Consider the following 20716-nt stretch of genomic DNA (forward strand, 5'->3'; position numbering starts at 1 on the left):
CCGTGGCAGCCGTAACGCTTTCTGAGTCTCACAAGCGCTGCAGGCAATCCTTCTTCGGCATACGGGCGGCATATTTGAGCTTTGTTACAAGCAGCCGCCGCAAGCATGCTTGCGCGATGACCCAGGTCATGATTGCCTGCAGCGGCCTACAATGAAGCCGTGCCAAAAACCTATCTCAACGCCGATCTGCACTGTCACTCCGTCGTCTCCGACGGCACCTTGACGCCCGAGCAACTGGCTCTGCGTGCTGCGGAGCGGGGAGTGGAGCTCTGGGCGTTGACCGACCACGACGAGGTCGGCGGCCAGCATCGTGCGGCCGCCGCCGCCAGATCAGCGGGGCTGGACTATCTGACAGGCACGGAAATTTCCGTCAGTTTCTCGGGCCGCGGCGTGCACATCGTGGGTCTGGGCTTTGACGCCGACGATGCCGCGCTGAAGCAAGGCCTCTACGACACGCGCCATGGCCGTGGCCCACGCGCCCGCGAAATGGCCAGGCAGCTGGAACTGGCCGGCATTCCGGGTGCCTATGAAGGCGCGCTGCGCCACGCAGGCAACCCCGAGCTGATCTCGCGCACCCACTTTGCCCGCTTTCTCGTGGAGACCGGGGTCTGCGCTGACACCTATGAGGTCTTCAAACGCTATCTGACCGAAGGCAAGCCTGGCTATGTTGCCCATGTCTGGGCGAATCTGCACGACGCCGTGCGCTGGATCGTGGATGCCGGCGGCGTGGCCGTGATTGCGCATCCGGCGCGTTACGACCTGAGCCACAACGAGGAATATGCGCTGTTTTCCAAGTTCAAGGAACTCGGCGGCCAGGGCGTGGAAGTTGTCACGGGCAGCCACCGCCCGCATGAATATGCAAGCTACGCCGATCTGGCTGTGGAATTCGGCCTGGCCGCCTCGCGCGGCAGCGACTTTCACAGCCCCGATGAATCGCAGACAGACCTGGGACAGCTGCCCTATCTGCCCAGCCAGCTCACACCCGTCTGGGAGCTGCTGGAGGACCGCATACAGCGCGCATAAAAAACAGAGAGAAGCCGCATGACCACCGTTTTTGAAGTCTATCCAGAGAACCCGCAGCCCCGCATCATCAAGCAGGCAGCGGACATGCTGCGCAAGGGCGCCATTCTTGCCGTGCCCACCGACTCAAGCTATGCCCTGGTCTGCCATCTGGACGACAAGAACGCCGTCGATCGCATGCGCCGCATACGGCAGATCAACGACAAGCACCACCTGACGCTGCTGTGCCGCGATCTGTCCGAGCTGGCCAACTATGCCCGCGTGGACAACCGCCAGTACCGCCTGCTCAAGCTGGCCACGCCAGGCCCCTACACTTTTATTCTTGAAGCCAGCAAGGAAGTGCCCAAGCGCCTGAGCCACCCCTCGCGCAAGACCATAGGCCTGCGCGTGCCGGATCGCAAGGGGCTGCAGCTGCTGCTGGAAGAGCTGGGCGAGCCCTTGCTGGCCACCACCTTGATCGCGCCTGGCGGGACCGAGCCGCTCAATGATGCCGACTCCATCCTGGAGCGCTTTCCGCATGAGCTGGACGCAGTGGTCGACTCCGGAGCCTGCCCGCAGCAACCCACCACGGTGCTGGACCTCACGCCCATGGCCTCGAACAATCCGCCCGTCGTGGTGCGCCAGGGCATGGGCAACCTCAAGGACATCGGCCTGCAGCCCGAATAAGCACCGCCTCATGCAGAAAAGGCTGCCACCGCAAGACTTTGTTCAGCGTCACTGGCCCTGGCTCATCGGCTTTCTGTGTGTCTACTCGGTAATGGTGATGCTGCTGTTCTGGCAGGCGTCTCTGTCATGGCTGATCTATGCCCTCGCCACCCTCTGGACGGCGTGGGCGATCCTGGCCTATGGCAAAGGCCAGTCATTCCATGTATCTCCAGGACTGTCGGCGCGCTCGGATGATTCCATGCTGCGCCGCAGAACCCTGCTGGCAATGGCCATCTGCCTGCACTGCGGCTTTACGGCTCTGGCCGTCTACGGCCATCTGCGCGCGTTGTCCTGAATCAGAACTCTTCGTAGGCCAGCTCAGGTGCACGAGTTGGCTGAACCTGAGCCGCTGCAGCCCGGCGCGGCGCCGGCATGGCAGCAGGCGCCAGACCCGGTGCCTCATCATCATCGAGCTTGAAGGCGCCCACGGCCTGCTGCAGATCCTGCGTGCGCGCATTGAGCGCCGCTGCGGCCTGCGTGGCCTGCATGACCAGGGCTGCGTTTTCCTGATTGGTGCTGTCCATATGGGCCACGGCCGTGTTCACATGGGCAATGCCCTCGCTCTGCTGCTGCAGCGCGCCCGAGATTTCACCCAGCAGCCCGGTGACCTGGCCCACGGACTGCATGATTTCCTTCATGGTGGTGCCGGCCTGGCCCACCAGGCCCGAGCCGCTTTCAACCTGGGTCACGCTGGCAGTGATCAGTTCCTTGATCTGCTTAGCCGCCTCGGCACTGCGCTGCGCCAGCGAGCGCACCTCGCTGGCCACCACGGCGAAGCCACGTCCCTGCTCGCCCGCACGGGCCGCTTCCACGGCCGCATTGAGCGCCAGGATATTGGTCTGGAAGGCAATGCCTTCAATCACCTGAATGATGTCCACAATCTTGCGCGAGCTGCTGCTGATGGCGTCCATGGTGTGAACCACCTGATCCACCACATCACCGCCGCGCCCGGCCGTGGCCGAGGCCGTCACGGCCAGAGAACTGGCCGAATGGGCACGCTCGGCGTTCTGGCGCACGGTGACGGTGAGCTGCTCCATGCTGGCAGCGGTTTCGGTCAGCGCGCTGACCTGCTGCTCGGTACGGCTGGAGAGGTTGGTGTTGCCGGCATCGATCTCGTAGGCCGACACGGCCAGCGAGTCGGTGGACTGCTTGATACGGCCCACCAGCTCGGTCAGCGTGTCTTCCATGGTGCTCAGCGCCGTCAGCAAACGTCCGAACTCGCCTTCGGCATTGGAAGAGAACTCCTTGCTCAGATCCCCTGCGGCCACGGTCTCGGCAATCAGGATGGCCTCCTGCAAGGGTGCCACGATGCGGCGGCGCAGGCTGACCCAGGACCAGGCGCAGGAAATGCAGACCCAGCCCCCCAGTGCCAGCAGCCACCAGCGCGAGCGCTCCACCTCGGCCATCAGGCTCTGTGACTGCTGCACCGTCAGCGAGCCCGCCTTGAGCACCTCCAGCACATCGGACATTGCTGACCAGGCAATTCCCATCAAAGCCAGCACAAAAACACTGATGCTGACAAATGCGATTACCAGTCGCTTGCTTACCGTCATATCGATCCCCTTGCCCTGTCCTGCCGAACGCCGTGTTGTGTATTGATGTCGTCAAACCGCACAAACCTGCTCCGACGTGCAAGCCGTGCCCGGGAATTTGCGCGAGTTGCATTTTGCTACATCTGGCTTACCACACAACTTATGTGCAACCCGTATTTCTGCAAGCACCCACGGCTTGTCCCGGCACAACACAGCAGCCTGACGCGACGTCTGAGACAATCAGCGCGTGGAACCCACCGAACTCATACAAACCGTCCTGATCTACGCACTGCCCGTGCTGTTCGCCATCACCATTCATGAGGCGGCGCACGGCTATGCTGCGCGTCACTTTGGCGACAACACCGCAGCCATGATGGGGCGCATCACGCTCAACCCCATCAAGCATATCGACCCCATCGGCACCATCTTGATGCCGCTGCTGCTGTATTTCGCGACCTCGGGCGCGTTTCTTTTCGGCTACGCCAAGCCCGTACCCGTGCGCTTCGACCATCTACGTCACCCGAAGCGCGACATGATCTGGGTCGCGCTGGCCGGCCCGGCCTCCAATTTCGTGCAGGCCGTGTTCTGGGGCCTGCTGCTGATCGTGCTGGTAGGCACAGGTCTGCAGGAGCGCTTTTTCCTCGAGATGTGCCGCGCCGGCATCCTGGTCAACCTGGTGATGTGGGCCTTCAACCTGTTTCCGCTGCCGCCTTTGGACGGCGGCCGCATCCTGGTCGGTCTGCTGCCCTGGAAGCAGGCGCAAGTGCTGGCACGCGTCGAGCCCTATGGCTTCTTCATCGTCATGGCATTGGTGATCGCCGGCGTGGTCGGCAGCTTCTGGCTGCGCCCGCTGATGAGCCTGGGCTACTCGGCCATCGATCTGATCCTCTACCCCTTCATGGCCTTGCTGCGCTGAACCCAGCGCCTGGTCTGCTACTGATATCTGTTGTTGATCCCTATGAGCACCACCCGTTTTCTGACCGGCATCACCCCCAGCGGTACCCCGCACCTGGGCAACTACGCAGGCATGATGCGCCCGGCCATCGACGCCAGCCGCGACAAGAATGTGGAGAACTTCTACTTTCTGGCCGACTACCACGCCCTCATCAAGTGCCAGGACCCCGAGCGCGTGCAGCGTTCGACCATCGAGATTGCCGCCAGCTGGCTGGCTGCGGGCCTGGACCCCAAGCATGTGACCTTCTACCGCCAGTCGGACATCCCCGAGATTCCGGAGCTGACCTGGTTTCTGACCTGCGTGACCGGCAAGGGCCTGCTCAACCGCGCCCATGCCTACAAGGCGGCGGTGGACAAGAACAATGCATCCGGCACCGAACCTGACGACGGCGTGACCGCCGGTCTCTTCATGTACCCCGTGCTCATGGGTGCCGACATCCTGATCTTCAATGCCAACAAGGTCCCCGTGGGCCGCGACCAGGTCCAGCATCTGGAGATGGCGCGCGATATGGCGTCCAGCTTCAACCACATCTACGGCAGCGAGTACTTCACCCTGCCCGAAGCCGTGGTGGAAGAGTCTGTAGCCACCCTGCCCGGCCTTGACGGTCGCAAGATGAGCAAGAGCTACAACAACACGATTCCGCTGTTCGCACCGCGCGAGCAGCTCAGGAAGCTCATCAACAGCATCACCACCGACTCGCGCGCTCCCGGCGAAGCCAAGGAAGTCGAAGGCTCGGCCCTCTTTCAGATCTACCAGGGCTTTGCCAGCGAAGAGGAAAGTGCCGCACTGCGCCAGCAATATGCCGAGGGCATTGCCTGGGGCGATGCCAAGCAGATCCTGTTCGAGCGCATCGACCGCGAAATCGCCCCCATGCGCGAGCGCTACGAGTACCTGATTGCCCATCCCGCCGAGCTGGAAGAGATTCTCCAGGCCGGCGCGGTCAAGGCTCGCAAACTGGCGACTCCTTTGCTGCAACAGCTGCGCGCCGCCGTGGGCATCCGCAATCTGGCGCAGGCCAGCAAGGCCAAAGCCAAGGCAGCCAAGACGGCACTGCCCCAGTTCAAGCAGTACCGCGAGACGGACGGCCAGTTCTACTTCAAGCTGGTGGCTGCCGACGGCCAGTTGCTACTGCAAAGCCTTGGCTTTGCAGCACCCAAGGAAGCGGGCCAAAGCATTGCCCAGCTGCAACGCGAAGGCGCGACGGCGCTGGCCGGCCTGAAGCCGCGCCTGCAGACGCTGGCCGACGTCAGCGACGACCAGGTGATCCAGGCGCTGGAACAACTGCGTGAGGCCGCCGAGCAATAGCTCCTCACCCCCTATGGGACGCTGCCTCGGCACTCATGAGGCAGCGCGGATTTAATCCTTCGCACTAAAGGAACGACCGATGCGCATTGCTGCCCTGGATGACGATCCACTACAACTGGAACTGTTGCAACAAGTCGCGACGGAAGCTGGGCACAGCTGTCACTCTTACCTCAAGGGAGCCGCCCTTCAGCAGGCCCTGCGTCGTGAAAGCTTCGATCTGCTGCTTGTCGACTGGGAACTGCCCGATAGCAGCGGGCCGGACATCGTGCGCTGGGTCCGCGAGCAGATCAGCAAGGAAGTGCCGATCATCTTCGTGACCCACCGCAGCGAAGAGGCCGACATTGTCGAAGGCCTGGCCAGCGGCGCCGATGACTTCATGATCAAGCCCATCCGCGCGGGCGAGCTGCGCGCACGCATCGCCGCCCTGCTGCGCCGCGCCTATCCGCTGACGGCACAAAGCGTGCTGGACTTCGGCCCCTACCGCTTTCTCACCGCTACCAACGGCATAGAGATGGAGGGCAAGCCCGTGGAAGTCACGCACCGTGAATACACGCTCGCGCTGACGCTGTTTCAGAACCAGGGCCGACTGCTCTCGCGCGATCATCTGCGCGAGGTCGTCTGGGGCCATAACGCCGAGGTTCAGTCGCGCTCGCTGGACACCCATGTCTCGCGCCTGCGCAATCTGCTGAATCTACGTGCTGGCCAGCCCTATGCCATCTCGGCCGTTTATGGCTATGGTTACCGCCTCGATGCCCCCGAAACTGCGGAGCCTGCAACCCCGGCTGCCTGAGTTTGAGCAGCCCCTACGCCTCTGATCTTCCAATGCCTGATTTACGTCCAACCCTTCGCTCTACCCGCACCCCTTTGCCCATGCTGGGCGCTGGCATGCTCTGGGTCGTATTCGGGGGGATGACGGCGACAGGTGTCGCCCATGCCCAGATCACGCCGCGCGGCAACGATGCCATGGCCCACCGCGTGGTGAGCGGAGATACGCTGGAGGAGCTGGCGGCCCGCTATCTGGGCGACCACAAGCGCTGGACGGCGCTGCAAAGCCATAACAAGGTGCAGGACCCGCTGCGTCTGCGCCCCGGCTCGGTGCTGGAAATTCCCACCCGCCTGCTGCGCGCGGCGATGGCCTCGGTGGAGTTTGTGCAGGGCGATGTGCAAAGCACGCGCTCGCTCGACCATCTCGCCGACTCGACCAAAGCGCCGGCCCAGCCCGTGCGAAAAGGCCAGCTGCTGCAGGAAGGCGATTCGCTCCAGGTTCCCGCCAATGCCTTTGTCTCCGTGCGCCTGGCCGATGGCTCTCTGGTGCGCGTGCAGTCCGAATCCGATGTCGAGCTGCGCCAGATGCGCCGCAAAGGCCGTGCCGGCAACCTGCAGTCCGTGATTGATCTGCGCGAGGGCGCTATCGAGGCCAACGTGCCCAAGCAAGCCAATGGCGAGCGCCGTTTCGAGGTACGTACCCAGGCAGCATCGACCAGCGTGCGCGGCACCCGGTTTCTGGTCTGGAGCGACGAACAGGGCCGCACGGCTGCTGCGGTCGACGAAGGCTCGGTTGCCGTGCATACGGGCCAGCCCTCTGCACTGCTCAAGCCCGGTCAAGGCCTGTCCGTGTCCGCCGACGGCCAGCTCGGCAAGCCCACGACCATGCTGGCGGCTCCCGATATTGCGGCCTGGCCCGCCTTGATCGAAGACGCCAGCTGGGTCAGCCTGCCCCTGCCCACCATGGCAGGTGCCGTGCGCTATCAGGTGCTGCTGGCCCAGGACAAGGATTTGACGCAAATCGTACGCGGCGGCCTGTTCACCCGGTCACCGGCACGCCTAACGGGTGTGGAAGACGGCAGCTATATTGCCACGATTCGCGCCATCGATGCCAACGGCATTCCCGGCAAACCCAGCCTGCAGGCGCTGCGCGTGAAGGCTCATCCGGTGCCCCCGCTCTATGAGTCGCCAGCGCCCGACGCCACCGTCGGACAGGGTCAGCACGGCCTGAAGTGCACCCAGGTGGCCGAAGCCTCAGCCTACCGTATCCAGGTCATCGCTGCGAACGGCAGCTTTGCCCAGCCCCTGATCGACGCCAGCGAGCTCAAGGACTGCGCCCTGCCCGCCGAGGCGCTGGCCAAGCTGCCCATTGGTGAATATCTGTGGCGCGTGGGCAGCATCCGCACGCTGGGCAACGGCCAGCCGGATGCGGGCCCCTTCGCCGCCCCGCAAAAGATGAAACTGGCCCTGGCACCACAATCGCCCGAGCTGCAGATCGGCGGCGCGCCCGGCGAGGGCAGCAGCCATATTCACTGGGCTGGCGAAGAGGGCCAACGCTACCGCATCGTGGTGGCTAGCGACACCAGTTTTGCCGCGCCCCTGGTCGATACCTGGGTGACCCAGCCGCAGTGGAGCACGCAGGAGCTGGCCGCCGGCACCTACTATCTGCAGATGCAGGTCGAGGATGCCAACGGTCTGCGCAGCAACCTCTCTGCCGCGCGCCAGTTCCAGACCGGCAACTGGGTGACCTCGTCCGAAGGACAGACACTGACTTCCGGCGATGGCCTGCGTCTGATGCGCCAGTAAAAACAATAGCTGCCAGCGCTTGAATTTCATGAAATTACATAGGATTCATACCTTAAATTCATGTTTGGCATGCGCTAGAAGCTACGGTTTTATGAGCATCAACCCGGGCCATCCACATGGTTGAAGCTCCCAGCCCGCGCAAAAGCCGCTTGCAGAATCTGCGCCTGAGCTGGCTGCTGCTCAGCGCCTTCCTGCTCGGCCTGACCTGGTGGCTCAGCGGCCCAGGCCAGCTGCCACGCATCAACGGCATTCTTCAGGACACCTCGGTCTGGCTGCACCAGCGTCCGGCCTCGCCCGAAGTCGTCATCGTGGCCATCGACGATGACAGCATCGACAGCATAGGCCGCTGGCCCTGGCGCCGCGCGCTGCACGCGGCCTTGCTGGATCGCATCGCGCAGGGCCAGCCTCGCGCCATCGGCATGGATGTGGTCTTCAGCGAGGAGGACCTGGACTACCCTGGCGACGACCTGCTGCTGCAGCAAGCACTGAAAAAAAGCGGCAATGTGGTGTTGCCCGTCACACGCGCCGCGCAAAACGGTGCCACCGCTCCGCTCAAGGGTCTTGCCGGCGAAGCAGCCGCACTGGGCCACACCCAGATGCCGATGGATGCCGACGGGGTGGTGCGGCGCTTTTACGCACAGGAAGGCACATCGTCCCAGCCCTGGTGGCATATGGCACAGAGCCTGCATTGCGTGGGCCAAACCGGCCGCCCCTGCCCGCCACCGGCCCAGCCGCCAGCCGGCTTGGCGGCCACCGACTCCTGGCAAAAGCTGCAGCCCCGCTTCATCGCCTTTGCCAAAGCAGCGCAGGACCGTCAGAAAAGCACTGGCTCGCCATTCACCACCTACTCCTATATCGACGTGCTGCGCGGCAATATTCCTGCCGCTGCTTTTCGCGGCAAATATGTGCTCATCGGAGCGACCGCTGCCGGCCTCGGCGAAAAGTTCACGGCGCCCAACGGCCTGAATGCACGCCTGATCTCCAATGTGGAAATGCTGGGCCATGTGCTCAACGGCATATTGCAGGGCACACATCTGGAGCCGGCGTCTGCCCTGCTCAACCGCAGCCTCAATCTGCTGCCCGTGATGCTGGGCCTTCTGGCCCTTGCCTGGTTCGGCCCTTCTGGCGGGCTGATTTCCAGCATCCTGCTGGCCTTGCTCAGTCTGCTGATTGCCGGCCTGGCACCGCGCTGGGGCCATATCCAGACAGAGCCCGCCGCAGCGCTGCTGAGCCTGGCGCTTGCCTACCCGCTGTGGAGCTGGCTGCGCCTGCGCGCCGCAACACGCTTTCTGGCGCTGGAGCTGCGCGATCTGCAGGACCAGGGGCTGCCGACTGCCAGCCACAGTGCACTCAAGGGAGATGCCCTGGATCAGCGCATCTCGGCCGTGGAGCAGGCCTCGCGCCAGCTGCGCTCCCTGCATCACTTCGTGAGCGAAAGCCTGCGCCAGCTGCCATCCGCCACCTTTGTCTGCGGCCGCAACGGACTGGTGCTGCTGGCCAATACCGCAGCCCACCACTATGTCGAAAGCCTGGGCCGCAACCTGCAGCAAGGCGACGACCTGATCTTGCTGCTGGCTGAACTCCGCCACGCCGCCAGTGACGAGGAACACGCTGCCAGAGCGCCCAACGCCAACGCCCCCCTTCTGACCCGCAGCGCCATGCAAAATGCCACGCTGCCGCGTCAAAGCGAGGGGCGCGACTCACAGGGTCGCCACCTGATGCTGCTGAGCCAGACCTTCGAGGCACCGCCCACCTCGGGCTGGCTCATCACCCTGGTCGATATCAGCGACCTGCGCAGCGCACAGGCCCAGCGCGACCAGGCCATGCAGTTCATCTCCCACGATATCCGCGCACCCATTGGCTCCATCATCACCTTGCTGGAGATGCAGCGCACGGGCAAGCGCATCGAGTCGGAGGAGGCCCTCTTCGCCCGCATAGAGGGCTACGCCCAGTCGTCCCTGCAACTGGCTGACGACTTTGTGCATCTGGCCAGAGCCCAGCGGCAGCAATACCGCAGCGAGATTGTGGACCTGGGCCTGCTGGCGGATCAGGCCGTCTCGGACTGCTGGACCCAGGCCAGCCAGCAGAACATGCAACTGGCGTTCGAGCTGCCGGATACCGAAGCCTGCGTGCACGGCGACCCCGGTCTGCTGCACCGCGCGGTCATCAACTTGCTGACCAACGCCATCAAGTACGGCAAGCCGCAGGATGCGGATACCGGCGCGGTGATCGATATCCGTATCGTCGAGCAGGGCAGCTACTGGGGCATTGCCGTGCGCGATCACGGCCCCGGCATGGATGAGGAGTCACTAGCCAGACTCAGCCAGCCCTTTGAACGTCTGCAGCAGCACCAGCGCATGGACGGCGTAGGCCTGGGCTTGGCCTTCACACGCACCGTGGCACAGCGCCATGGCGGCAGTCTGCAGATCAGCAGCCAGCCTGGCCAGGGCAGCACCTTCAGCCTGCTGATCCCCAAGGCCTGAGGGCATCTGAAAACCGGGCAACCCCAGATCCGGAAACGAAAAAGCCTCAGAACTTTGCAGTTCTGAGGCTTGACGTTTTGTGGTGCGGCTGGCAGGAATCGAACCCACGACCCCTTGGTTCGTAGCCAAGTACTCTATCCAGCTGAGCTACAGCCGCAACAGGGTTGTATTCTAGCAGAGCAGAAACAGCCGCCAGATCAAATCTGGCAAATTTTCCGCGTTTGGCCAAAGAAAAAGCCTGCCATCGATGAAGACAGCAGGCTTTCGTGCAGCTTGGTAGGGCGTGGCGGACTTGAACCGACGACCAAAGGATTATGAGTCCTCTGCTCTAACCAACTGAGCTAACGCCCCAACACTGACAACAGCCGTGGCTGCCACCAGAAAAACTTCGCCATTGTAGGGCCTAACGCTTGTGACTCAGAGCATTGCTCACCAGTTTGGATGTGATATCGACAATCTGGATCATCTTGTCGTAGTGCATACGCGTAGGGCCGATCACCCCCAGAGTGCCTACCACCTTGCCGTCAAGTTCATAGGGGGCGCTCACTACGGAGAGATCTTCAAACGGTACGGTCTGGCTCTCGCCACCGATATAGATGCGCACGCCATCGGCCTGATTGGAGAAGTCCAGCAGCCTGAGAATCTGCGTTTTCTGCTCGAACAGGTCGAAAGCACGGCGCAGATTGCCCATGTCGCTGGAAAAATCACTCACCGACAGCAGATTGCGTTCGCCGGCGATCACCACATCCTCACGATCATGGTGGCTCATGACTTCGGCGCCGACATTCACCGCCGCCTGCATGAGGCTGGCAACCTGGCCCCGCAATTGCTCCACCTCGGTTTGCAGCCGCGCACGCACCTCCTCCATTGTCAAACCGGCGTAATGGTGATTGAGGAAATTCGAGGCTTCTATCAGTTGCGAGGACTCGTAATCCACATCCGTGAAGATCACGCGGTTTTGCACATCGCCTTCGGGCGAGACGATGATGACCAGAAAGCGCCGCTCCGACAGGCGCACGAACTCGATATGCTTGAAGACGGAGCTGCGACGCGGCACCATGACCACGCCCACGAACTGGGAGAGGTTGGACAGCAGGTTGGCCGCATTGGCGATCACCTTCTGCGGCTGTTCGGGCATCAGGCCGGGCGTTACAAGATCGGAGCGATCCACTGTCAGCATGGTGTCGACAAACAGGCGGTATCCCCTGGCTGTCGGCACGCGGCCTGCCGATGTGTGAGGGCTGATGATCAGGCCCATCTCTTCCAGGTCGGCCATCACGTTGCGTATGGTGGCAGGCGACAATTCAAGCCCGGATGCACGTGAAAGAGTGCGCGAGCCGACTGGTTGACCGTCAGCGATGTAACGCTCGATCAGCGCTTTGAGCAATAACTTGGCACGTTCGTCGAGCATGATTTCATTTTAATGATGTAATTTCCCAGATGACATCCACGTTCCACCATATTGCCCTGATCGGCAAGTACCACACACCGGCAGCAGGGGTTCCCTCCGATGCGGCCAGCGAAGCACTGCAACGGATTGCCGGTTATGTGCGCAGCATGGGTTGTGAGGTGATTCTGGATACCCAGTCAGCCATCTATGCGGGCCTGCCCGATTACCCGAGCATGGACGTGGATGGCCTGGGCAAGCATTGCGACCTCGGCCTGGTAGTGGGCGGTGACGGCACCATGCTGGGCGTGTGCCGCCATCTGGCGCGCTATGGCACACCGCTGGTTGGCATCAACCAGGGCCGCCTCGGGTTTGTCACCGACATTGCTCTGGATGAATTTGAAGCCTCCATCACGCCCATCCTCCAGGGCGAGTACGAGGAAGACGAACGCACGCTGATGAATGCTCGTGTCATGCGCGACGGCCAGTGCGTGTTTGAAGCCCAGGCCATGAATGACGTGGTGGTCAACCGTGGCTCAACCTCGGGCATGGTGGAGTTGCGCATCGAGGTCGGCGGCAGCTTTGTCTCCAACCAGCGCGCCGACGGATTGATCGTGGCCACCCCCACGGGCTCCACTGCCTATGCGCTCTCGGCCGGCGGCCCCATGCTGCACCCCTCGATTCCAGCCTGGGTGATGGTGCCCATCGCGCCGCACAACCTCTCCAACCGCCCCATCGTGCTCTCGGACGCACAGGAGGTGACTATCGAGGTGGTGGGCGGCCGTGGCGATGCCAGCGCGAACTTTGACATGCAGTCCCTGAAATCACTGCAGCATGGCGACCGCATCCTGGTGACCCGCGCCGATCACAGCGTGCACTTTCTGCACCCCAAGGGCTGGAACTACTTCGACACCCTGCGCAAAAAGCTGGGCTGGAACGAGGGAGGCGTCTGACCATGGCCTTGAAGCGCATCGTCCTGCGGGACTTTGTGATTGTCCAGTCACTCGACCTGGACTGGCAGACCGGCTTCACGGTGCTGACCGGCGAAACCGGCGCCGGTAAATCCATCATGCTCGACGCCCTGCAGTTGGTGCTGGGCGCACGCGCCGATGCGCAGGTGGTACGCGAAGGCTGCCCCCAGGCCGATATCTGCGCCGAGTTCGACTGCCCCCCCCACATTCACGAATGGCTGGAAGAGTCGGGGTTTGCGCAGGAGCAGGATTTGCTGCTGCGCCGCGTCATAGACAGCCTGGGCCGCAGCCGCGCCTGGATCAATGGCTCGCCCGCCACGGCCACACAGCTGCGCCACCTGGGCGATCAGCTGATCGACATTCATGGCCAGCATGCTTGGCAAAGCTTGACCCGGCCGGACGCGGCACGCGCCATGCTGGATACCTACGGCGGTATTGAAACCGCCCAGCTCAAGTCGCTGTGGCAAGACTGGCGCCAGAGCCATCAGGCTCTGGAGCAGGCTCTCTCGGCCCAGGACAATCTGCAGCGCGAACGCGAGCGACTGCAATGGCAGATATCCGAGCTGGACAAGCTGTCGCCGCGCGCCGAAGAATGGGATGAGCTCAACGCCCAGCACACGCGCCTGTCGCACGCGCAGACCTTGATGGACTCGGCCCAGTCATGCCTCCAGCTGCTGGAAGATGACGATGCAGGAGCGGCCACCCCATTGGGCAGAGCCCACCACCTGCTGCAGGACCAGGAGCATCTGGAGCCCGAGTTTCAGAGCATTGCCGACGTGCTCGGCTCCTGTGTGGCCCAGTTGCACGATGCCCGCCACTCGCTGCAAGCCTATCTGCGCCGCGCCGATCTGGACCCCGAGCTGCTGGCCGATCTCGACGAACGCCTGTCGCTGTGGATGCAGTTGGCTCGCCGCTACAAGCGCACGCCCGAAGAGTTACCCGCTCTGCTCGAAGGCTGGAAGCAGGAGCTGCACCAACTGGATGCCGCCGTCGATGTCGAGGGTCTACGCGCCAGAGAGCAGGCTGCCCAGCTCAAATATCAGGCCGAGGCGCGCAAAATTTCGCAGCAGCGCACCCTGGCTGCTCCACGCCTGTCACGCGCCATCACCCAGTCCATGCAAAGCCTGGGCATGAAGGGGGGCCGTTTCGAAGTGCAGCTGGAGCATGCCGAAGCCGCCAGCCCTGCCGGCACGGACGGGATCACCTTTCTCGTGGCCGGCCATACCGGCGCCACGCCCAAACCCGTGGCCAAGGTGGCATCAGGCGGCGAGCTGTCGCGCATCTCGCTGGCCATTGCCGTAACCACCAGCGAGCTGGGCCAGGCCGGAACCTTGATCTTTGACGAGGTGGACTCCGGCGTGGGCGGAGCCGTGGCCGAAACCGTGGGCCGCCTCATGCACTCTCTGGGCGGGTCGCGCCAGGTGCTGGCCGTCACCCACCTGCCCCAGGTCGCTGCCTACGCAGACCAGCATTACCGGGTGACCAAGCGCCCCAAGTCCAACACCACCATCAGCAGCGTGGACCCGCTGGCGGGCGAAGAACGCGAGATGGAAATGGCCCGCATGCTGGGCGGCGAGCACCTGTCCGAAGCAACCATGGCCCATGCCAGAGAAATGCTGGCCATGGCAAGATTACCTGCAAAGCAGGCCGCCAACAGCGCCCTGCGTTCATCGGCCACCCCGGCCCGAAGTGCCAAGGCCAGCACGGCAGCCCGCAAGAGCGGCAAAGTCAGAGGAGTTTGAAATCATGTCCATGGAGATTGTTCTGATCAGCGGCATGTCCGGATCGGGCAAATCCGTTGCGCTGCACGCGCTGGAAGATGCTGGCTACTACTGCGTCGACAACCTGCCCCCGGAATTGCTGCAGTCCTTTGTGGAGCTCAAGCTCAACCATCAGGACGAGAAAGTGGCCATTGCCATGGATGCACGCAGCGCCAAGGGCCTGCCCCAGCTGCCCGATCAGTTGCATCGCCTGAAAAAGCAGGGGCTGATGCCGCGCATGATTTTTCTCGACGCCGACAGCAGCACGCTGATCAGGCGCTTTTCGGAAACCCGCAGGCGTCACCCCCTGTCCCCCGGCTCCCTGACCAACGAGCGCCAGGCACTGGAGCTCGATATCGAAAAGGAGCGGGAGCTGCTGGGCCTGCTGCGCGACCGCTCCATCGTCATCGACACCGGTGACCTCAAGTCGGCGCAGCTGCAAAGCTATATCAAGCAGATCATCGAAGCACCGGCAGGACAGATGACGCTGATGTTCCAGTCCTTTGGATTCAAGCACAGCATGCCCATCGACTCGGACTATGTATTTGACGTGCGCATGCTGCCCAACCCCTTCTACGACAAGGAACTGCGTGCCTTGACGGGCCTGGACAAGCCGGTTTCCGACTATCTGGGCGCCCTGCCCGAGGTGCAGCAGATGCAGCTGGACATACAGCAGTTCCTCGAACGCTGGCTGCCGCTGCTGGCCAGAGACCATCGCAGTTACGTCACCGTGGGCATAGGCTGCACGGGCGGGCAGCATCGCTCGGTCTTTCTCGTCGAAGCTCTTGCCCGGCACTTCGAGAAGCAGTGGCCCACCGTGCGCCGCCACCGCTCACTGGATTTCCGCGACAAGTTCATCCAGGTCTCTCAACAGTTCCTGGCCCCGGAAGCCGTCCACCCGATCAGCTGACCCGCATGCTCAGCCCTCAGACGCCAGCCATGCATGTGCTGCTGCTCGAAGACGACCCGGCCATTGCACGAACGGTTTGCTACGCACTGGAGCGCGAGGGCATTGCCGTCACCCACAGCCTGCTGATCGCCGATGCGCGCCAGCAATGGAGCAGGACAGCGTTTGACGTGCTTCTCATGGACGTTGGCCTGCCCGACGGCAACGGCCTGGACTGGTGCCGCGAGCTACGCTCTGCCGGCTCGATTGTTCCGGTACTGGTGCTCAGCGCCAGAGGCGAGGAGATGGACAAGGTTCTGGGCCTGGAACTGGGCGCGGACGACTATCTGACCAAGCCCTTCAGCCCGCGCGAACTGCTGGCGCGCACCCGCGCCCTGCTGCGCCGCTCCAGGCAATTTCAGCCTGCAGCGCCCGCCCAGCTTGCGAAGGCTCTTCAAATAGATGAGCAAGGCCAACGGGCTCTGATCCACAGCAAGGCGCTGGATCTGACCAGGCGCGAGTATCAGCTGCTGCAGAGCCTGGTCAACGCAGCGGGCCGCATACTGAGCCGCGACGCCTTGCTGGAGCAAATCTGGGGCCTGGACAGCGAGAGCACGGACCGCACGGTGGACACCCATATCAAGACCCTGCGCGCCAAACTGCGCGAGCGCTTGCCCGATCAGGAGCTCATCGTCACCCACCGCGGTCTGGGCTACAGCCTGAACCAGCCCGGATAGCCGGTATGCGTCTGGGCCTGCGTCTCTTCTTTGCCTTCTTCCTGATCAACGGCCTGGCCGCCTTTTTTGTGCTGCGCGTCTTCATGGTGGAGATCAAGCCCAGCGTGCGCAAGGTGACCGAGGACACGCTGGTGGAGACCGCCTATGCACTGGCCACCCTGGCCAGTGCCGACATGGAAAAAGGCCTGCTGCAAGCAGGCGCGGACAGCTCCTTTGCCACCCAACTGCAGGGCTACACGCAAAAGCCGATACAGGCCTGGATCTGGGACACACGCAAGACCACGCTGGATCTGCGCATCACCGTCACCGACGCCCGGGGCATGGTGCTGTTCGACTCTCAGGGCAAGGACCAGGGCGCCGACTACTCGCGCTGGCGTGATGTCTATCTGACGTTGCGCGGCGAGTATGGCGCGCGCACCACGCGCGCCGTCAAGGAGGACGAATCCAGCAGCGTCATGTATGTCTCGGCGCCCATCATGGTGGACGGCCAGATTGCCGGGGTGCTGACCGCCTCCAAGCCCTCCAGCTCGGTACAGAAAATCGTCGACAGCGCGGAGCAGAAAATTCTGCGCGGCGGCCTGCTGTTTGTGCTGCTGTCCGCCGCCGTGGGCTGTGCCGTGACTTGGTGGTTTGTGCTTCACGTGCGCCGGCTGCGCAACTATGCGCAGCATGTACAGGCCCCCACGCTCAACGAGTCTGCCCACCCCGCACAGACCTCGGCTCCTGCGGCCATACCCGACATGCCCGGCGAGCTGGGCGAGCTGGCCCAAGCCATGGACAATATGCGCAAGCGCCTGGAAGGGCGCGACTATATCGAGGGCTATGTACGCGCCCTGACCCACGAACTCAAAAGCCCGGTGGCCGCCATACGCGGCGCGGGCGAGTTGCTGCAGGAAGAGCTGCCGCCCCAGGACCGGGCCATGTTCGCCAGACAGGTGGTGGACCAGAGCCTGCGCCTGCAGAACCTGATCGACCAGTTGCTCCAGCTCAGCCGTCTCGAACAGCGTCAGCAACTGGACACCAGCCATGGCTGCAGCCTGATGGAATGTGCCCGGCAAGCCATGAACTCGCTGCAAAGCCACGCCGAGCAACGCGGCATGGCCATGCGCCTGAGCGGCGTGGACAGCAGCGGCCCCTGGGAGGCAGGCCTGGTCATTCTGGCCATCAGCAATCTGCTGCAGAACGCCCTGGATTTCTCTACAGAGAACAGCGTGATCGAGCTCGAGCTGGCCCCGCATCGCATCACCGTCAGCGATCAGGGCCCAGGCGTGGCCGAGCCCTTGCTGGCCCGCCTGGGCGAGCGCTTCTTCACGACGCCCAGACCCAACGGAGAGCGCAGCGGCACCGGGCTGGGCCTGTCCATCGTCACCCGCATCATGCATCTACATGGCGGCAGCATGCAGGTCCACAATCGTCACCCCGGCCTTGCCGTGACGCTGGATTTCGCACCCGAAAGCTAGGCGGCCAGAGCTTTCGGGCAGGACTTCACACCCGCTTCACAGACTTCATTGCGTCCACACAGTCGCTGCCGACACTGGTCCTGAAATCCCTCATTCAGGAGCACGCATGAAAAACCGACTGCTGTTCAAGACAGTCTCACTGCTGATCGTTCTGGCCTTGCTCATGGCCGGTCTGTCCATGATTCAGGATGTGGTCAAAGACCGCATCCGCAACCGCGACTACGCCGTGCAAAGCGTGGTCTCCAGCCTGGCCGGCACGCAGACGCTGATCGGCCCGGCCCTGGTGCAGAACTGCACGGAAACCACCAGCACGACCAATGGCAAAAAAGTGGAATACAGCACACGGGAATTCCAGCGCATGCTGCTGCCCGACACGCTCAACCACGACGCCAATGCCAAGATGGAGGAGCGCTCGCGCGGCCTGCATCACATCAACACCTATGTGCTGCACGACCAGATATCGGCCGGTTTTGCCAATGCCGCGCAGTATGCGGAGCTGCCCAAGCCCAGCGAGCCCAACGCCGTGGTGCGCTGCAAGAAGGTCCTTGTGGCATTTGCGCTCAGCGACCCGCGCGGCATCCGCAGCGCGACGCTGCAGGCCAACGGCCAGGATCTGGCGGTCGAATCCGGCACGCCACTGGAGCGCTACGGCAAAGGCATTCAGGCAGAGATTGACGCCAGCCTGCTGAAAAAGGGCGAAGCCCTGAACCTGGACATCAAGCTGCAGTTGCTGGGCACGGAGCAGCTCGCCTTCAGCCCCATCGCCACGGAAAGCAAGGTCACGCTGACTGCCGACTGGCCTCATCCCTCGTTTGGCGGCAGCTTTCTACCCAGCCGACGCGAAGTGACGGACAGCGGCTTTACCGCCAGCTGGGAGCTGTCCTCGCTGGCCACCTCTGCCAGCACGGCCTTCACCCGCCAGCAACGTCTTTGCAGCCCCGGCTACTGGGGCAGCTCGGAAACCTACGCCGCCTCTGCAGCCCGTGGCCATGACGACAGCGGCCCCTGCCTCGAAACCATGGACACGGAGTTCGTCAACCCGGTCAATGTCTACTCGCTGAGCGAGCGCGCCACCAAGTACGGCATTCTTTTTGTGATCCTGACCTTTGTCGCGGTCGGCCTGTTCGAAGTCATGAAAAAGCTGCGCGTTCACCCCGTGCAGTACCTGCTGGTCGGCTCAGCCTTGTGCAGCTTCTTCCTGTTGCTCATCAGCCTGTCCGAACACCTGGGCTTTGCCACGGCCTATGCGATTGCGGCCAGCTCCTGCGTGGCTCTGCTGGCTTTCTATGCCAGCCATATTCTGGGCAGCATCAAACGCGGCCTGCCGTTCGCGATTGCCATCTCGGCCCTGTACGGCCTGCTGTATGTGCTGCTGCAGCTGGAACAGACCGCTCTGGTCGTCGGCTCCATCGCCCTGTTCGGCGTGCTGGCCCTGGTCATGATCTGCACCCGCCATGTGGACTGGTACGCCTTTGGACGCAGCGAGAGCGAAGTGCCGAACAAGTCTTCGAAGCAGGAGGAGATCGCATGAGCCAGTCACGACACACCCCGCAGGCTCAGGCCTTGCTGAACGTTTCGTCGCGCCATCTACTCGGCGAGCCTTGCCAGGTCAGCGTGCAGCAATACCAGCAACTCTGGCTGAGCGCACAGAGTCAAGGCGACCGCAGGGCGCAGCAAGTCCTGCGCCAGCAGGTGGTAGCCGCCGGCCGGCAATTGCAGGCGCAGCGCAACAACCCGCAGGCCAGGGCCCTGTGGCTGGCCTTGATGGGGCTGCGCTGCTCCATGCTGATGCCCAGACTGCGCTTCTGAAATCTGCAGCCATGAAAAAAGGTGACGCCGGCCGTCACCTTTTTTCATTCATGCGGCAGGCGCTCAGGCCAGCTCGGCGTCGAGCAGCTTGCGGATCGGGGCCGGCAGACCCAGCTCGGCCCAGGCCGCTGCATCCGCCCAGCAGGATTCATCGGCCTCTGACGCCAGGGCGGTATGCGCCTGATCGACGGGCACCAGAACCGGATGCAGGTGCAGATCCTTGTGGGTCAGTACATGCAGAAAGCCTGGAAGATCCTGCCAGCTCCGGGTCCCGTCCCGAGACCAGGCGGCCTGCGCATAGCTTTGCAGTGCCGCATAGTCTTCAAAGACCGGCGGGCTGTAAAGCCCGGCCCAGATACCGGCTTGCGGACGCTTTTGCAGCCATACGCGGCGCTGCGTATCCACCGCCAGCAACAGCCACCAGGACTCGGAGCTGCGCTTGATCTTGCGTGTGCGCACAGGATAGTTCTCCGGGTTGCCGGCGCGGGCCGCCCGGCATTCGGAATGCAAGGGGCACACCAGGCAAGTGGGCTTGCGCGATGTGCAGACGCTGGCGCCCAGATCCATCATCCCCTGGGTGTAGCGCGGCATGGCTTCGTGCAGATTCTCGGTGGGGCACAGTTGCTGGGCATATTCCCACAGCTGCTTTTCATTTCTGGACTGTGCCAGATCCGCATCAAACGCCAGCACCCGCGTGAGAACACGGCGCACGTTGGCATCCAGAATCGGCACCCGCTCTGAAAAGCAGAATGATGAAATGGCACCGGCCGTGGAACGGCCAATGCCTGGCAGGGTCGCCAGCTCTTCGGCCGTTTTCGGAAAGGCCCCGCCCCATTGCTGCATCACGGTCTGTGCGCATTTGTGCAGATTGCGCGCACGGCTGTAATAGCCCAGGCCGCTCCACAGCGCCAGCACGGCATCCTGAGGGGCGGCAGCCAGGCTGGCCACATCGGGAAAGGCATCCAGAAAACGCTGGTAGTAGCCCAGCACCGTGCTGACCTGGGTCTGCTGCAGCATGATTTCGGACAGCCAGACGCGGTAAGGATCACGGGTCTGCTGCCAGGGCAGATGATTGCGGCCATGACTGGCCTGCCACTGCACCACGGCGGTGGCAATCGAAGGGAGAGTCAAGATT

18 protein-coding genes and 2 tRNA genes are annotated in these 20716 nt (G+C 63.1%); 15 read left to right on the forward strand and 5 right to left on the reverse strand.

Going from position 1 to position 20716, the window contains the following annotated elements; all coding sequences use genetic code 11:
- Positions 1-159: 159 nt before the first annotated feature.
- From F3J24_RS11520 to F3J24_RS11530, 3 genes are read left to right on the forward strand one after another with little or no spacing between them, the layout of a single operon-like run.
- Positions 160-1023 carry a 3',5'-nucleoside bisphosphate phosphatase gene (locus tag F3J24_RS11520; protein WP_167006113.1) on the forward strand — a complete coding sequence of 288 codons (864 nt, stop codon included), beginning with the start codon at positions 160-162 and terminating at the stop codon, positions 1021-1023.
- An 18-nt stretch (positions 1024-1041) separates the two neighbouring features.
- Positions 1042-1686, forward strand: a complete 645-nt coding sequence (locus F3J24_RS11525) for an L-threonylcarbamoyladenylate synthase (protein ID WP_167006116.1) — start codon at positions 1042-1044, stop codon at positions 1684-1686.
- Positions 1687-1696: 10 nt separating this feature from the next.
- Positions 1697-2020, forward strand: coding sequence for a hypothetical protein (locus F3J24_RS11530; protein WP_167006119.1), 324 nt, complete (start codon positions 1697-1699; stop codon positions 2018-2020).
- A gap of 1 nt (position 2021) precedes the next feature.
- Here the strand turns inward: F3J24_RS11530 and F3J24_RS11535 are convergent, their stop codons facing one another.
- Positions 2022-3278: a methyl-accepting chemotaxis protein gene (locus F3J24_RS11535; protein ID WP_167006122.1), complete on the reverse strand. Its 1257-nt coding sequence runs from the start codon at positions 3276-3278 to the stop codon at positions 2022-2024.
- A gap of 226 nt (positions 3279-3504) precedes the next feature.
- Here F3J24_RS11535 and F3J24_RS11540 point away from each other — a divergent pair, with 226 nt between their 5' ends.
- The 5 genes from F3J24_RS11540 to F3J24_RS11560 all read left to right on the forward strand — a co-directional run bounded on the left by F3J24_RS11540 (position 3505) and on the right by F3J24_RS11560 (position 10571).
- The gene (locus tag F3J24_RS11540; RefSeq protein ID WP_043003435.1) at positions 3505-4173 is read left to right on the forward strand and encodes a site-2 protease family protein; all 669 of its coding nucleotides are present in this window, start codon (positions 3505-3507) and stop codon (positions 4171-4173) included.
- A 42-nt stretch (positions 4174-4215) separates the two neighbouring features.
- Positions 4216-5517, forward strand: a complete 1302-nt coding sequence (locus F3J24_RS11545; protein ID WP_167006125.1) for a tryptophan--tRNA ligase — start codon at positions 4216-4218, stop codon at positions 5515-5517.
- 79 nt (positions 5518-5596) lie between these two features.
- Positions 5597-6307, forward strand: coding sequence for a response regulator transcription factor (locus F3J24_RS11550; protein WP_167006128.1), 711 nt, complete (start codon positions 5597-5599; stop codon positions 6305-6307).
- Positions 6308-6381: 74 nt separating this feature from the next.
- On the forward strand, positions 6382-8088 hold the full coding sequence (locus F3J24_RS11555; RefSeq protein ID WP_167007001.1) for a FecR domain-containing protein: 1707 nt from the start codon (positions 6382-6384) through the stop codon (positions 8086-8088).
- A 116-nt stretch (positions 8089-8204) separates the two neighbouring features.
- A complete protein-coding gene (locus F3J24_RS11560; protein ID WP_167006131.1) occupies positions 8205-10571 on the forward strand; it encodes a CHASE2 domain-containing protein in 2367 nt (788 codons plus the stop codon).
- 80 nt (positions 10572-10651) lie between these two features.
- Here the strand turns inward: F3J24_RS11560 and F3J24_RS11565 are convergent.
- From F3J24_RS11565 to hrcA, 3 genes are all read right to left on the reverse strand, one after another.
- Positions 10652-10728, reverse strand: a tRNA-Arg gene (locus F3J24_RS11565).
- A 117-nt stretch (positions 10729-10845) separates the two neighbouring features.
- Positions 10846-10922, reverse strand: a tRNA-Ile gene (locus tag F3J24_RS11570).
- Between the two features lie 52 nt (positions 10923-10974).
- Positions 10975-11982: a heat-inducible transcriptional repressor HrcA gene (hrcA, locus tag F3J24_RS11575; protein WP_167006134.1), complete on the reverse strand. Its 1008-nt coding sequence runs from the start codon at positions 11980-11982 to the stop codon at positions 10975-10977.
- Positions 11983-12011: 29 nt separating this feature from the next.
- Between hrcA and F3J24_RS11580 the strand changes: the two genes are divergently transcribed.
- From F3J24_RS11580 to F3J24_RS11610, 7 genes are all read left to right on the forward strand, one after another.
- Positions 12012-12911, forward strand: a complete 900-nt coding sequence (locus F3J24_RS11580) for an NAD kinase (protein ID WP_003058424.1) — start codon at positions 12012-12014, stop codon at positions 12909-12911.
- Between the two features lie 2 nt (positions 12912-12913).
- Positions 12914-14671, forward strand: a complete 1758-nt coding sequence (gene recN, locus F3J24_RS11585; RefSeq protein WP_167006136.1) for a DNA repair protein RecN — start codon at positions 12914-12916, stop codon at positions 14669-14671.
- A gap of 4 nt (positions 14672-14675) precedes the next feature.
- Positions 14676-15599, forward strand: coding sequence for an RNase adapter RapZ (gene rapZ, locus F3J24_RS11590; protein ID WP_167006139.1), 924 nt, complete (start codon positions 14676-14678; stop codon positions 15597-15599).
- A 29-nt stretch (positions 15600-15628) separates the two neighbouring features.
- On the forward strand, positions 15629-16312 hold the full coding sequence (locus F3J24_RS11595; RefSeq protein WP_167007004.1) for a winged helix-turn-helix domain-containing protein: 684 nt from the start codon (positions 15629-15631) through the stop codon (positions 16310-16312).
- 5 nt (positions 16313-16317) lie between these two features.
- Positions 16318-17772 carry a two-component system sensor histidine kinase CreC gene (creC, locus tag F3J24_RS11600; RefSeq protein ID WP_167006142.1) on the forward strand — a complete coding sequence of 485 codons (1455 nt, stop codon included), beginning with the start codon at positions 16318-16320 and terminating at the stop codon, positions 17770-17772.
- Positions 17773-17878: 106 nt separating this feature from the next.
- Positions 17879-19303, forward strand: a complete 1425-nt coding sequence (creD, locus tag F3J24_RS11605) for a cell envelope integrity protein CreD (RefSeq protein WP_167006146.1) — start codon at positions 17879-17881, stop codon at positions 19301-19303.
- On the forward strand, positions 19300-19581 hold the full coding sequence (locus tag F3J24_RS11610; RefSeq protein WP_167006149.1) for a hypothetical protein: 282 nt from the start codon (positions 19300-19302) through the stop codon (positions 19579-19581). The genes creD and F3J24_RS11610 overlap by 4 nt, the downstream gene beginning before the upstream one ends.
- A gap of 63 nt (positions 19582-19644) precedes the next feature.
- Here the strand turns inward: F3J24_RS11610 and mutY are convergent, their stop codons facing one another.
- On the reverse strand, positions 19645-20712 hold the full coding sequence (gene mutY, locus F3J24_RS11615; protein WP_167006152.1) for an A/G-specific adenine glycosylase: 1068 nt from the start codon (positions 20710-20712) through the stop codon (positions 19645-19647).
- Positions 20713-20716: the final 4 nt, after the last annotated feature.

The sequence above is a fragment of the Comamonas sp. Tr-654 genome, from assembly GCF_011752915.1.
Classification (GTDB): Bacteria; Pseudomonadota; Gammaproteobacteria; order Burkholderiales; family Burkholderiaceae_C; genus Comamonas.

Coding starts and splice junctions, on each gene's coding strand:
- creD (WP_167006146.1), top strand. CDS start 17,879: ATGAAAAACCGACTGCTGTTCAAGACAGTCTCACTGCTGATCGTTCTG.
- hrcA (WP_167006134.1), bottom strand. CDS start 11,982: ATGCTCGACGAACGTGCCAAGTTATTGCTCAAAGCGCTGATCGAGCGT.
- F3J24_RS11525 (WP_167006116.1), top strand. CDS start 1,042: ATGACCACCGTTTTTGAAGTCTATCCAGAGAACCCGCAGCCCCGCATC.
- F3J24_RS11545 (WP_167006125.1), top strand. CDS start 4,216: ATGAGCACCACCCGTTTTCTGACCGGCATCACCCCCAGCGGTACCCCG.
- creC (WP_167006142.1), top strand. CDS start 16,318: ATGCGTCTGGGCCTGCGTCTCTTCTTTGCCTTCTTCCTGATCAACGGC.
- F3J24_RS11535 (WP_167006122.1), bottom strand. CDS start 3,278: ATGACGGTAAGCAAGCGACTGGTAATCGCATTTGTCAGCATCAGTGTT.
- rapZ (WP_167006139.1), top strand. CDS start 14,676: ATGTCCATGGAGATTGTTCTGATCAGCGGCATGTCCGGATCGGGCAAA.
- F3J24_RS11610 (WP_167006149.1), top strand. CDS start 19,300: ATGAGCCAGTCACGACACACCCCGCAGGCTCAGGCCTTGCTGAACGTT.
- F3J24_RS11580 (WP_003058424.1), top strand. CDS start 12,012: ATGACATCCACGTTCCACCATATTGCCCTGATCGGCAAGTACCACACA.
- F3J24_RS11550 (WP_167006128.1), top strand. CDS start 5,597: ATGCGCATTGCTGCCCTGGATGACGATCCACTACAACTGGAACTGTTG.
- recN (WP_167006136.1), top strand. CDS start 12,914: ATGGCCTTGAAGCGCATCGTCCTGCGGGACTTTGTGATTGTCCAGTCA.
- F3J24_RS11530 (WP_167006119.1), top strand. CDS start 1,697: ATGCAGAAAAGGCTGCCACCGCAAGACTTTGTTCAGCGTCACTGGCCC.
- F3J24_RS11560 (WP_167006131.1), top strand. CDS start 8,205: ATGGTTGAAGCTCCCAGCCCGCGCAAAAGCCGCTTGCAGAATCTGCGC.
- F3J24_RS11595 (WP_167007004.1), top strand. CDS start 15,629: ATGCATGTGCTGCTGCTCGAAGACGACCCGGCCATTGCACGAACGGTT.